The sequence below is a fragment of the Rhodospirillales bacterium genome, from assembly GCA_016710335.1.
Classification (GTDB): Bacteria; Pseudomonadota; Alphaproteobacteria; order Rhodospirillales; family Defluviicoccaceae; genus JADJXQ01.
The window spans coordinates 1-12,057 of the sequence record JADJXQ010000014.1 but is presented as its reverse complement, the minus strand read 5'-3'; the positions used below and the strand labels follow the sequence as shown (position 1 = coordinate 12,057).

Genomic DNA, 12,057 nt, shown 5'->3' with positions numbered 1-12,057 from the left:
CGGCCTTTTGCGTTGACGCGGTGGCGGCTCGTGTTGCGGCCCAGCTCCACGGCAGGAGTTGGTCGATCTTGTTGATCTTGTGGTCGGCGATGCGGCCGAGGGTGTCGGTGAGCCAGGCCTGGGGATCGATGCCGTTCAGCTTGGCGGTTTCGATCAGGGTGTAGGCGATGGCGGCCGCGTTGCCGCCGCCCTCTGAGCCGACGAAGAGGTAGTTTTTCCGGCCGAGCGCCACTGATTTCATCGCCCGCTCGGCAGCGTTGTTGTCGGCTTCGAGGTGGCCGTGGTCGACATAGGGCCTGAGTTTTTTCAGGCGGGTCAGGGCGTAGCGGATCGCCTTGGCGAGCTCGGACTTGCTGGAGATGCGTGGCAGCTGGCTTTGCAACCACGTCTCCAATTCGCCGAGGATCGGTGCGGCGTGCGCCTGCCGGAGTGCTGCGCGGCTTTCGGGAGGCTGACCGCGGGCCTGTTTCTCGACGGCGTAGAGGCCGGCGATGCGTCTGATCGCTTCCTCGGCGATCGGCGAGGTCTGGCTTTGGACGATGTCGACGAACTTGCGCCGGATGTGGGCGAGGCAGGCGACCTCGCGGGTCTCGTCCTTGCGATAGAGCTCGTTGAAGCCCGAATAGCCGTCGGCATGGACCCAGCCTCGATAGCCGGCCAGATGTTCGGCCGGATGCTGGCCTTTGCGATCGATCGTGAACCTGTACCAGACGGCCGGTGGATCGGCACCCGACCAGGGCCGCTCATCGCGGACATAGGTCCAGATGCGGGCGGTCTTGGTCTTGCCGTTGCCTGGCACCTGCAGCTTGATGGGCGTGTCGTCGGCGAAGATGGCTTGCCCGGCCAGGGCATGGCGGCCGATGGCGTCGGCCAGGGGCTCCAGCAGTGCTGTGGCCTTGCCCACCCAATCGGCAAGCGTCGAGCGATCCAGATCGATCCCGTCCCGCTCGAAGATCTTCGACAGGCGATAGAGCGGCAGATGATCGCCATATTTCGCGACCAGCACATGCGCCAGGAGACCGGGTCCCGGTCGGCCGCGCTCGATCGGCCGGGCCGGCAAGGGGGCCTGGCAGATCGCCTCGCAGCACGCGCAGGCAAGCCGCGGCCGGACGAAGCGGTTCACGACGAAGCGGCCGGGGATGTAGTCCAGCTCCTCGGTAACGTCCTCGCCGAGCCGCTTCAGGCTGCCGCCGCAGCCGGCGCAGGCCTCGCCCGGCGAAAGGATGCTCTCGGTACGCGGTAGCTCCTTCGGCAGCGGCTTGCGTCGAGGCTTCCTTTTGGCCTCGCCCGCATCCTCCGGCGCTGCCGGATCGGCGTCCCGAGCGACCTCGATCTCGGTCTCCTCGAGCGCCAGGTCGAGCTGCTCGAGCCGCTCCGAGGTCGCCCCGAAGCGCTGCCGGCGCAGCCCGGCCAACTGGTGCTCCAGCTTGGCGATGCGCAGCGCCTGCGCCTTGGCGAGCGCCACCAGACGCTCGGCCGCCGTGCGCAGCTCAGCCGGGTCGTCGGGTAGCTTCTTGGTCTCGTCGAGCATGGCCACGGCTAGCACAACGGCCCCGCCAAGGGAATCCTGAACGATCCTAAGCCGCTGTTTTTATTGCCCTTCAGCCAGTCGTCAACGGTCGCCAAGTGCGTTGCGGGGCGCGCCAGTCGATTCCTTCGAGCAGCATCGCCAGCTGTGCCGGGCTGATCGACACCCGGCCATCCGCCGATGACGGCCAAACGAAGCGGCCCTGCTCCAGCCGCTTGCTGAAGAGACACGCCCCCTGGCCGTCGAACCAGATCACCTTCACCAGGTCACCCCGCCGGCCGCGGAAGACGAAGAGATGGCCCGAGAACGGATCCTGCGCCAACACCTTCTCCGCCAGCGCCGACAGACCGTTGAAGCCCTTGCGCATGTCCGTAACGCCGGCCGCCAGCCAGACCCGGGTCTGCGCCGGCACCGGGATCACGAGCGCACCAGCACCGCCAGAAGCCGCGCCACCGCCTCCCCGTCGAAGGCGCCGCTCGCCGTCAGCCGATGCCCGCCCGCCAGCACGATCTCGACCCGGCCGCCGCTGTCGCCAGCAGACGACACCGGCGAACCAGCCGGCGGCTCCCCCTCTCGCAGCTGAACCGGCAGGAACACCGGTGCCGCCTCCAGCATCCCGCCGGGCGCGAACCGCGGATCGCGCAGCCATTTGAAGATCAAATTGGCGTTCAGCGAATGAAGCTGCGCCACCTGCGCCACCGATACACCCGGTGCCCGAGTCTCCAGGCAAATCGCCCGCTTCGCTTCGGCACTCCAACGCCGGTAACGGCGCCGCTCTCTCGGCGATCCGGCCACGAAAGTGTCCACCATGCAGAGTGGACACCTTTGTCCAACTCCCCGCCGATCATCGACCACACGATCAAGTCAGCAAGGTGGGGTAGGCCGGACGCTCACCTACGCCCCGGGCCGGGCGCGCGCCCGCGGGCGAAGGCGGCGTGGGGTTGCGGGTTCGTGCGAACGGGGAAGATCCCGGAGGCCCCCGGAGTGACGTCGAACGGTCCCATTCCTACGATGGACAACTTCGCCGCCGTCTCGACGATCGAGATCAGCTTGCTTGGCGGGCGCAGCCTGAAGGTGCCAGCTTCGTTGCCGAGCACCGAGTTGCGGCGGCTGCTTCGCACGGTCGAGGGCGCATGATCGGGCCCGGCGCGGGCGTGCGCGTCTATCTCGCCTGCGGGGTTACCGATATGCGCAAGGGAATCGGCGGCCTCGCGGCTCTGGCGCAGCACCTGCTGCGCCAGAACCCGGCCTCGGGTGCCCTCTTCGCCTTTCGGGGCCGGCGGGGTGACAGGCTCAAACTGCTGATGTGGGACGGCCAGGGTTTCTGCCTCTACTACAAGGTGCTGGAGCGGGGCCGCTTCCCCTGGCCGTCGCCTGCCGAGGGGGTGGCAAGGCTGACCGCGGCACAGCTGGCGATGCTCTGGATCGACTGGCGTCGTCCGGCGTCGACGGCGCCACCCTCGCGTGTCGCCTGAATACGCATCCCAATCAGTGAGATAGGGCTGGTGCCGGGTTGCCCGGACCGGTAAATTCGGTCAAGTCCGAGAACTGCTGGAAATTCGGTCTTGAGGGGTCGCGACTGAGTGGTTTTCCTCGAGGCCGTTTTCGGCCTTGTAATCGTGGTCGAGCTCCTTGCGCAGGGCGTCCAACTGCCGCCGCTCGAAGGTCGTGATCTTGATGGCTCGCCAACGCTCGGCAGCGCGGATCATCGCGCCGAACATGAGCTTCAGCACCGGCTTCTCGCCGAAGGCGTTGGGGATGATCTTCAGACGCCGCCGCTCCTCGACGAACAGCCGCTCGAGGAGGTTGGTGGTGCGAATCGCCCGACGATGCGTGATCGGCAGCCGCAGATGGGCGATGCAGGCCTCGAAGTCGTCCCGAAAGCAGGCGACCGCACCGGGCAGCTCGGCCTCGTGGTCGTTGACGACGCCCTCGGCCAAGTCGCGTGCGATCGCCCGGCTGGGGCAGTAGACGGCCTGCGCCCTGGCCTTGAACTCTGGCCATTGGTCCTCGGAACCTTGGCCGCGAGATTGCGCATGCGATGGGCCAGGGCAGCGCTGGCGGGCCGAGCGTGGGAAGCAGGTCTCGATCGCCTTGATGATGCCGGGTGCACCGTCACTGACGACCAGAAGCGGATCGCCGAGCCCGCGTGCACGCCAATCCTGGAAGAAGGCCACGACAGTCTCGGCATCCTCTTTCGACCCCGCCATCAAGCCCAAGAGAACCTTCTTGCCGTCCGTGGCGATGCCCCAAGCGGCGAGCACCGGCTCGCGCTTCTGCCCCGGCCGGATGCGCTCGGCAATGCCGTCGACGAAGAGGTAGATGATCTCGTGCTCGCCGAGATCACGCCGGCAGAACTCCTGATAGTCGGCCCATAGCCGCGCGCCGATCTCCGAGACTGCCGTCTTCGACAGCAACAGCCGGCCGCTCTCGTCCTTGAAGGCCTCCTCGATGTCTCGCACCGACAAGCCGCGCGCCAGGAGCTCGATGGCCAGGTCTTCCAAGGCCTCGGTGCGACCCTTGAGATGCTGACGGATCTCGGATCGAAACGGCTCCTCACTGTCGGCGATCTGCGGTGCAGAAAACGAGATTATCCCCTCGGCCGTCTTCAACCGACCCTCGCGCACGCCGTTGCGATAGCCTCGGTCAGCATCGCCGCCGCGCTCGTAGTAGTCCCGCCCCAGCGCATCCCGGCTCTCCTCCGAGCGCCTCCTCGATGATCAGCCGGGCCGCCAGCTCGACCAGCTCAGATCTGCCGGCGGACGACGACAGCCGTCCTCGATCAGCTCCGAAAGGTTTTGCCGGGTGCGCATCGATGCCGGTAGCCTCTTCGCTGGGGGTGCCTCCTCGCTGCCGCCGGCGGCAACCGGCGGTGGGTTCTCGACGCTCAGCGACGATGTACCCCCAACCCATTTTCCAGCAACTTTAGGACTTCACCGCGCTGAAGATCACCATTGCGCGGCTGAAGCGGCAACGATGCGGGGCGAGTTCGGAGAAGATCGACCGCGAGATCGAGCAGTTGGAGCTGGCGCTCGAGGGCCTCGAGATGGCGGGTGCCGCCGCCGACCCGACGCCGGCGGCAGACGATGCCGGCTCCAATGCGACGGCGACAGAGCAGCTTCTGCCGCCTCGGCGTCGCGGCAAGCCGCGGATCGCCGCCGACGCCCCGCGCGAGGTCATCACCCTCGACCCCGGCGAGCGCTGCCCGGACTGTGGCGGCGTGTTGCGGCTGGTCGGCGAGGATAGAGGTGGCTCGGGAAATCTGCACAGCGGGATAAGTGGATTGTCTGCCTGAAGCCGGCCAGGATGGCCGGTAGCAGGAGAGACGATGAGCAAACGACCCCGCCGGAACCACAGCCCGGCATTCAAGGCGAAGGTGGCGCTTGCGGCCGTTCGCGGCGAGAAGACGCTGGCAGAACTGGCTCAGCAGTTTGACGTGCATCCGAACCAGATCACGCAGTGGCGTTCGCAGCTGCTCGAGGGGGCTGTCGGCGTATTCGGATCGGCGCCCACTGGCGTAGCGGTCGCGCCGACCGTCGATGTGAAGACGCTGCATGCCAAGATCGGCGAGCTGACACTGGCAAACGATTTTTTAGAGGGCGCGCTCGACAAGGCCGGACTGTTGGCGAGCGCAAAGAAATGATCGACCGTTCACACGACCTGCCGGTCATCCTGCAGGCCAGGGAACTCGGGATTAGCCGAGGCAGCATCTATTATCGCCCTCGACAGGCTTCCGATGCCGATCTCGCACTCATGCAGCGGATCGATGAGCTGCATCTGGAACTGCCATTTGCCGGCAGTCGGATGCTCCGCGACCTGCTCGCCGGCGAAGACATCGAGGTCGGCCGCCTGCACGTCGCGACGCTGATGAAGCGCATGGGCATCGAGGCGCTGTATCGAAAGCCGAACACGTCCAAGCCGGCGCCGGGCCACAAGATCTACCCGTATTTGCTGCGCAGGCTGCCGATCACGCGACCGAACCAAGTCTGGGCGATGGACATCACCTACGTGCCGATGGCCCGCGGCTTCGTCTACCTCACGGCCGTGGTCGACTGGTTCAGCCGTCGTGTGCTGGCCTGGCGGCTGTCGATCACGATGCATGCCGACTTCTGCATCGAGGCTCTGGAAGAAGCCTTGGCCCGCTTCGGCAAACCCGAGATTTTCAACACCGATCCCTCCGCCGTCTGCTGACGGCGTCCCCTTCGGGAAGCGGATGAAAGGCCTCCTGGCCTTTCATGGTAGCCAGTTCACCAGTACCGACTTCACCAAAGTGCTGCTGGCCAAGGAAATCCAAATCTCGATGGACGGCAAGGGCGCCTGGCGGGACAATGTCTTTGTCGAACGGCTCTGGAAGTCGATCAAATACGAGGAGGTCTACCTGCGCGCCTACGACACCGTCAGCCACGCCAGAGCCTCAATCGGCCGGTACCTGGACTTCTATAACGGACGACGGCCGCATTCACGTCTCGGCAGGCAAACGCCTGATCAGGCATACTTCAACCAGCCGCTTCTCGCAGCGGCATGAACCCGGCGGACAATCCACTTATCAAAGCGGCGAGCCTGTTCAGACAAACCGAGCCACCTCTGACATCTGGGCGAGATCGAGGCCGCGCGGCGCGTCGCGGCGGAGCTGAAGGAGATCAATCCGGACCACTCGTTCGCCCGGCATATCGCGCGCCTCCCCTTCACCGATCCCGCTGATGCCGCGAGAATCAGTGAAGGTTACGCCAGAGTCGGGTTGCCCGGCTGAGGGTGCCCCGCACGCAAGCTTCATAGCCCGCCTGGCTCATCACCTGTCCTTCGACGTTCATCCAGGGCCGTTTTGGCGCGCCGGCTGACCGGACAAGGGGCACGTCCCGCCTCTTGCCCGGTCCCGTTCCACGGCTCCTACTTCTGCAGCTCGGTCCAGATCGCCGTGTAGAGCTTCTGGGCTTCCGGCGGGCAGGTCGGCAGGAAGACGCCGGCGTCGGCGAGCTCCGCAGGCACGACGATTTCCGGGGCGTCCTTCATGTCCTCGGGCATGAAGGGCTCGGAGCCGTCGATGCCGTTGGCGTAGCGGGCGAAGGCGGAGATCATGGCGGCGTTCTCGGGCTCCATGATGAAGTCGAGGAAGAGCCTGGCGTTCTCCACGTTCTTCGCGTCGGCGAGGATGGCGGCGGAGTCCATCCAGACGACGAAGCCTTCCTGCGGGTAGCCATAGACCACGTCCGGGTTGTTCAGCCGGGCGCGGAAGGTGGAGCCGTTCCAGTTGACCGAGGCCATGACGTCGTTGTTGGAGAGCTTTTCGGTCATGCCGTAGTCCATCGACATCCATTTGGGCTTGGCGGCGACCAGGGTGTCGCGGACCTTGCGCAGGACCTCGAGGTCCTCGGTGCAGGGGCTCGCCGCCGACATAGAGGATCGAAAGCCACAGGACATCGGCCATCTCCGGCGCACATTGACCTTGCCGACCAGTTCCGGGGGCGGGTCCAGGAAGATGGCCGAGGTGTTGATGTCGCCCGAGCATAGGCGCTTTGTTGACGGCGACGCCGGTGGAGCCCCACTGCCAGGGCACGGTGAAGTTGCGGCCCGGATCCCAGGGCACGTCCATCCAGCGTCCGGCGATGTTCGTGAGTTCGCGAGCTGGTCAGGGCCAGCTTTCCTGGAGGAGTCCCTTCTCGACAAAGATCGGCACGTAGTTGGCCGAGGGCACGACGAGGTCGAAGCCGGCGCCACCCGCCTCGATCTTGGCGAGCGCGGTGTCGTTCGAATCGTAGTCGGTGATCGTGACCTTGATCCCGGTCTCCGCCTCGAACTTCTTGATCAGCTCGGGGTTCGTGTAGTCGCCCCAGTTGAAGATGTTGAGCTCGCCCTCGGCATGGGCGACGCCGGCGCCAAGCACGGCGACAGGGCGAGGGCGGACAGGTCAGCCTCCTCATCGGTCTCTCCTTGTTCAGTGGTGTTTCAGGCCTTCTTGCGCGTCAGGAGGAAGAAGGCGGTCAGCAGCAGGACGGTGAGCGCCAGGAGTGCGGTCGAGATGGCGTTGACCTCCGGCGTCACGGCACGGCGAAGCTGGCCGAGCATGTAGGTGGGCAGCGTATCCTGTCCGGCGGATTTGACAAACTCGGTGATCACCACGTCGTCGAGGGAGATGATGAAGGCGAGCATGAGGCCGGCAACGATGCCGGGCGCCATCAGCGGCAGGGTGACGTGGCGAAAGGTCTGGAAGCGGTCGGCATAGAGGTCGCTGGCGGCCGTCTCCAGCGTCATGTCCATCCCTTCCAGCCGGGCGCGGATCGGCAGATAGGCGAAGGGCACACAGAAAGCCGAGTGGGCGAGGATCAGGTAGCCGAGGCCGGCATAGCCCGTGGCCACCTTGATGCCCGAGAAGAAGATCAAAAGCGCCACGGCGGTGACGATCTCCGGCACCATCAGCGGCTGGTTGACCATGACGTAGATCAGCGGTCTGGCCCCGGAAGCGGTCGGTGCGGGTGGTGCCGAGGGCGGCCAGCGTGGCGACGGTGCCGGCGATGGCGGCGGCCGAGGCGGCGATGACCAGCGAGCGGACGGTCGCCTCCTGGACGGCGGTGTTCTGCCAGGCGATGGCGTACCAGCGCCACGAGAAGCCGCCCCAGATGGCGATCGAGTCGCTGAGCGTTGAAGGAAAAGACGACGAGGGTGACGATCGGCGCGTAGAGCAGCACGAAGGTGACGAGTGCTATGGCCGTGAAGCCGGGGAGCCGGGTGACGGAGAACGGGCGGCGCTCAGCCATGCGGGTTCTCCCGGCCGGAGACGCGCACATAGACCAGCAGCGCTGCCATGACGATCAGCAGCAGCAGCATGGAGAGGGCGGCGCCCAGCGGCCAGTTGCGGCCCTGGCCGAACTGCAGCTCGATGAAGTTGCCGATCATCATGTTCTTGCCGCCGCCGAGCACGCGGGGCGTGACGTAGGCGCCGAGCGACGGCACGAAGACGAGGATCGAGCCGGCGACGATGCCCGGCTGGACGATCGGCAGGATCACCCGGCGCAGCACCGCCAGCCGCGCGGCGTAGAGGTCGTAGGCGGCTTCCAGCGAGCCGGAGGTCGAAGCGGTCGATGGCGGCATAGAGCGGCAGCACCATGAGCGGCAGGTAGACATAGGCCATGCCGATCAGCACGGCGGTGTCGGTGTAGAGGATCTGGATCGGCTCGGCGATCAGGCCCGTCTGCAGCAGGACCGTGTTCAGGACACCCTGGTTCCGGATGACCTCCATGATGGCGAAGGTGCGGATCAGGAGGTTGGTCCAGAACGGGATGGTGATGAGGAAGAGCCAGAAGTGCCCGCTGGCTCCGCGGGCGCGTGGCGATGAACCAGGCGGTCGGGAAGCCCATGAGGATGGTGATGAGCGTGGTCAGCAGCGAGAGGCGCACCGAGCGCCAGAAGATCGTCAGGTGCGCGTCGGCGACGCCGAGGGTGCCGTCGAAGATGTCGCGCTTGAGGAAGATCTCGAACCAGGCCCGGGGCGTGAATTTCCAGATGACGCCGGAATAAGGACTTCGCCCTCGCTTAGGGGCATCGCGTCATCGACAGCGGTCTGCAGGCGGGCGACGATCTCGGTCCCGTCGAAAGCTTCAGGTGGCAGTGCCTGTCGGTGCCGAAATAGACCGCGCTGACCAGGGCAGGCAGCCCCCCGCCATGCCCCGATGCGAGACCTGTTCGGGGCGGATCGCGATCGTGACCTTCGCCAGCGCGGGCCGCCGAGCGGACGGTCACGGAGCCGGCGGCGAGCTCGATCGTCGCGGCGTCGCCCGCGATGGTGGCGACCTCGCCATCGAGGAAGTTGGTCTCGCCGATGAAGTCGGCGACGAAGCGGTTGGCCGGCTGGTTGTAGATCTCGCGCGGGGGCCCGATCTGCAGGATCCTGCCGCCCTGCATCACGCCGATCCGGTCGGACATGGTCAGCGCTTCTTCCTGGTCGTGGGTGACGAAGATGAAGGTGATGCCGGTTTCGGCCTGCAGCCGCTTGAGCTCGCGCTGCATCTCCTTGCGCAGCTTGAGGTCGAGGGCGGAGAGCGGCTCGTCGAGCAGCAGGACCTCGGGCTCGGGCGCCAGCGCGCGCGCCAGCGCCACGCGCTGCTGCTGGCCGCCCGAGAGCTGAGCGCGTCTTGCGCCTGGCCAACCGGTCGAGCTTCACCAGCGCCAGCATCTCGGCCGCCCGCGGCGCGACCTCGGCCGCTTGCCCGGCCGAGCATCTCGAGCCCGAAGGCGACGTTCTGCGCGACCGTGAGGTGCCCGAAGAGCGCGTAGCCCTGGAAGACGCTTTTCACCGGGCGGCGGTTCGGCGGCAGGGCCGAGATGTCCTGGCCGTCCAGGAGGATGGACCCGCTGGTCGGTGTGTCGAAGCCGGCGATCAGCCGGAGCAGCGTGGTCTTGCCGCAGCCGGAGGGGCCGAGCAGGGTGAAGAACTCACCCTTGCGGATCGCGATCGAGACGTCGTCGAGGGCCCGCGTCAGGGCGTCGCCCTGGCCGAACGCCTTGCTGGCGTTCCTGGCCTCGACGGCGATGCGCGGGGTCTCGCTCGGGCCGGCGGCGGGCTGAAGCGACGGTGGAACCATGGCCAGGCCTTCCCTTTTCCGTGACCGGCTGGCCAGCGGCACCAGCGCCACGATGCGGAAAGACTAGGCGAAGAATGCCGCTGGCTCCATCCGGAACGCGGGGCGGCCATGGCGTTCGGTGGCAATGGTGCTGCGGATCATCATCGAGAAGCGCCTGTCGGTGTCTCGTTCGGTGCCCACCTTGTGCCCATGCCATATCTCATTGCGGGCGGTCCGTTCGGCTCCAGGCAGCAGCCCGAGGAGCTGGTGGCGGCGGGCCAGGAGCTGCGCTTCGAGCCGGACATGATCGCCTGCCACGGCTATGGCGGCTGGCCGATGCGGCAGCACGCACGGCACCATACGGGCTTCTCGATGCCGCGCTCTTGCCAGTTGCACGACGATGCCCGCCATGCCCGGAGGTTCGAGCTCGGGCACTCGGCCTGCCCTTCTTCGCTGGACCGGGGCCTTGTCACGGTGACCGCGTGAGGCATCGGGCCGCGGACGACCGGTGCTCACATCGGCAAACCGAGCTGCACACCGATCGCCTTGCCTTTCTCACCTGCGGTCGCCGTGCAGATGCGTTGGTCGTTATCGCGGCAGGAGGGGGCGGACGAGGCGGCCGTAGCCGCTGATGATCGCGGTCAGGGCCGCGACCGCTCTGGCCTCGAAGCCCTTGCCGATCAGCCCCGGCGCCAGAGGCAGGGGACCACCGACCAGCGAGCTGGCTTCGCTGAGCCGGCGATTGCGGGCGACGAACCGGCGTCGCTCGCACAGGCTTTGCCGGTTCTGCCACTGCCAGACCCAGGCCTGCCACCACTGGCTGAGCCAGCCTTTCCGCACCGCCATCGCCAGCGAGGCGATCTCGTAGAGCAGCAGGACGGGGGCGAGGAGGACGAGGGTGCGCGGCTGGTAGTGGATGAGGATCGTCTGCCAGCGATTGCGCATGGTGAGATAGGCCCGGCGCCTGGGGTACTCGCCGGCATCGCGGAACGACAAATTCGGCGTGCCGGCGCCACGATCGTGATAGGCGAGCGCGCGCGCGTCGCAGACCAGCTTGTGCCCGAGCCCGCGCAGGCGCAGGCCGAATTCCTGATCCTCGAGATAGATGAAGTAGTTCTCGTCCATGCCGCCGGCCGCCAGCATGACGTCGCGCCTGGCCAGCACGCAGGAGGTCGAGAAGGCGCCGATGTGGCTGACCTCGGCCGGCGTGGTGGCCGCCTCCATGCGGGCATTGTTCAGGACCATGGAGCCGACCAGATGGGTTTCGGCGCCGTCGAGCTGGATCAGCTCGTTGTCGGGATAGAGGATCAGCCGCGGCACGACCGCGGCCACCCGGGGGTCGTCGAGGTGGGCGAGCAGCCGGGCGATGCAGCCGGGTGCCACGTAGACATCGTCGTCGACCAGGAGGACCAGCGGTGTCTTCGCTGCCTGCATGCCACGATTGCGCGAGATCGCCGGGCCGAGATTTTCGCCGAGCTCGAGGACCTCGACGCGCGGGCTCGCCGCCTTCGCCGCCGGCACGCTATTGTCGGTCGAGGCATTGTCGATCACCAGGATGGCGTCGACGAGGCCGTCCTGGGCCTCGAGCTTGCGGATCGCCTTGACGATCTCGGTCTCGCTGTTGTGGTTGACGATGATCGCGGTGATGCCGGGGCTCTTCATGGCCCGTCTGCCGCATGGCTGGTCAGGGCGCGCGGATGCTCGGCGAGGCGATGCGTCAGCGCCACGATCGTCGGTTTCGGGTCGACGTTGGAGCCGGTCGGAAAGACCGAGCTGCCGGCGACATGCAGATTTTCGAGGCCATCCACCCGCGCGTCGGCATCGACCACACCCCGGGTCGGATCGTCGTGCATGCGGTTATTGCCCATGTCATGCCGTCCGCCGTCCATGGATGGTGGCCAGCCGTTCTCGTGCGAATTCCAGTCGTCGATCATCTCCCCATGGCCGCTCTGACGCAAGAGCCGCGCCAGGGTC

Annotated in this window: 10 protein-coding genes and 5 pseudogenes; 4 read left to right on the top strand and 11 right to left on the bottom strand. The window is 66.7% G+C overall.

Going from position 1 to position 12,057, the window contains the following annotated elements; all coding sequences use genetic code 11:
* The 3 genes from IPM60_14795 to IPM60_14785 form a co-directional block, all read right to left on the bottom strand.
* A partial coding sequence (locus IPM60_14795) for an IS66 family transposase (GenBank protein ID MBK8909101.1) occupies positions 1-1,531 on the bottom strand: 1,531 nt, incomplete at its 3' end.
* Between the two features lie 70 nt (positions 1,532-1,601).
* A complete protein-coding gene (tnpB, locus tag IPM60_14790) occupies positions 1,602-1,949 on the bottom strand; it encodes an IS66 family insertion sequence element accessory protein TnpB (protein MBK8909100.1) in 348 nt (115 codons plus the stop codon).
* Complete coding sequence (locus IPM60_14785) at positions 1,946-2,338, bottom strand: transposase (protein ID MBK8909099.1); 393 nt, start codon at positions 2,336-2,338, stop codon at positions 1,946-1,948. Before IPM60_14785 ends, tnpB (IPM60_14790) begins: the two co-directional genes overlap by 4 nt.
* A gap of 174 nt (positions 2,339-2,512) precedes the next feature.
* Between IPM60_14785 and IPM60_14780 the strand changes: the two genes are divergently transcribed.
* Positions 2,513-2,665, top strand: coding sequence for a hypothetical protein (locus tag IPM60_14780; GenBank protein MBK8909098.1), 153 nt, complete (start codon positions 2,513-2,515; stop codon positions 2,663-2,665).
* Entirely contained in the window at positions 2,662-3,003 is a 342-nt protein-coding gene (gene tnpB, locus IPM60_14775; GenBank protein MBK8909097.1) for an IS66 family insertion sequence element accessory protein TnpB, read from the top strand. Before IPM60_14780 ends, tnpB (IPM60_14775) begins: the two co-directional genes overlap by 4 nt.
* Before the next feature lie 60 nt (positions 3,004-3,063).
* Here tnpB (IPM60_14775) and IPM60_14770 read toward each other — a convergent pair whose 3' ends face one another.
* Positions 3,064-4,212 carry an IS256 family transposase gene (locus IPM60_14770; GenBank protein MBK8909096.1) on the bottom strand — a complete coding sequence of 383 codons (1,149 nt, stop codon included), beginning with the start codon at positions 4,210-4,212 and terminating at the stop codon, positions 3,064-3,066.
* Positions 4,213-4,469: 257 nt separating this feature from the next.
* On the opposite strand from IPM60_14770, the gene IPM60_14765 reads away from it, so the two are divergent.
* Together IPM60_14765 and IPM60_14760 are read left to right on the top strand one after the other, a co-directional pair.
* Positions 4,470-4,823 (top strand): transposase, encoded by a 354-nt coding sequence (locus tag IPM60_14765; GenBank protein MBK8909095.1) that lies wholly within the window; start codon positions 4,470-4,472, stop codon positions 4,821-4,823.
* Positions 4,824-4,856: 33 nt separating this feature from the next.
* Positions 4,857-6,053: pseudogene (locus IPM60_14760) on the top strand (IS3 family transposase).
* Between the two features lie 362 nt (positions 6,054-6,415).
* Here IPM60_14760 and IPM60_14755 read toward each other — a convergent pair.
* From IPM60_14755 to IPM60_14725, 7 genes and pseudogenes are all read right to left on the bottom strand, one after another.
* Positions 6,416-7,409, bottom strand: a pseudogene (locus tag IPM60_14755) (extracellular solute-binding protein).
* A gap of 62 nt (positions 7,410-7,471) precedes the next feature.
* A pseudogene (locus IPM60_14750) lies at positions 7,472-8,280 on the bottom strand (ABC transporter permease).
* Positions 8,273-9,027: pseudogene (locus tag IPM60_14745) on the bottom strand (ABC transporter permease). Before IPM60_14745 ends, IPM60_14750 begins: the two co-directional pseudogenes overlap by 8 nt.
* A gap of 28 nt (positions 9,028-9,055) precedes the next feature.
* Positions 9,056-10,104, bottom strand: a pseudogene (locus IPM60_14740) (ABC transporter ATP-binding protein).
* Between the two features lie 63 nt (positions 10,105-10,167).
* Positions 10,168-10,494: a hypothetical protein gene (locus tag IPM60_14735; protein ID MBK8909094.1), complete on the bottom strand. Its 327-nt coding sequence runs from the start codon at positions 10,492-10,494 to the stop codon at positions 10,168-10,170.
* Between the two features lie 177 nt (positions 10,495-10,671).
* The gene (locus tag IPM60_14730) at positions 10,672-11,745 is read right to left on the bottom strand and encodes a glycosyltransferase family 2 protein (protein ID MBK8909093.1); all 1,074 of its coding nucleotides are present in this window, start codon (positions 11,743-11,745) and stop codon (positions 10,672-10,674) included.
* A partial coding sequence (locus IPM60_14725; protein ID MBK8909092.1) for a hypothetical protein occupies positions 11,742-12,057 on the bottom strand: 316 nt, incomplete at its 5' end. The genes IPM60_14725 and IPM60_14730, both read right to left, overlap by 4 nt.

Excerpts from the sequence above, each read along its gene's own strand:
- IPM60_14785 (MBK8909099.1), bottom strand. The coding sequence starts at position 2,338 with ATGGTGGACACTTTCGTGGCCGGATCGCCGAGAGAGCGGCGCCGTTAC.
- tnpB (MBK8909097.1), top strand. The coding sequence starts at position 2,662 with ATGATCGGGCCCGGCGCGGGCGTGCGCGTCTATCTCGCCTGCGGGGTT.
- IPM60_14735 (MBK8909094.1), bottom strand. The coding sequence starts at position 10,494 with ATGGCGGGCATCGTCGTGCAACTGGCAAGAGCGCGGCATCGAGAAGCC.
- IPM60_14730 (MBK8909093.1), bottom strand. The coding sequence starts at position 11,745 with ATGAAGAGCCCCGGCATCACCGCGATCATCGTCAACCACAACAGCGAG.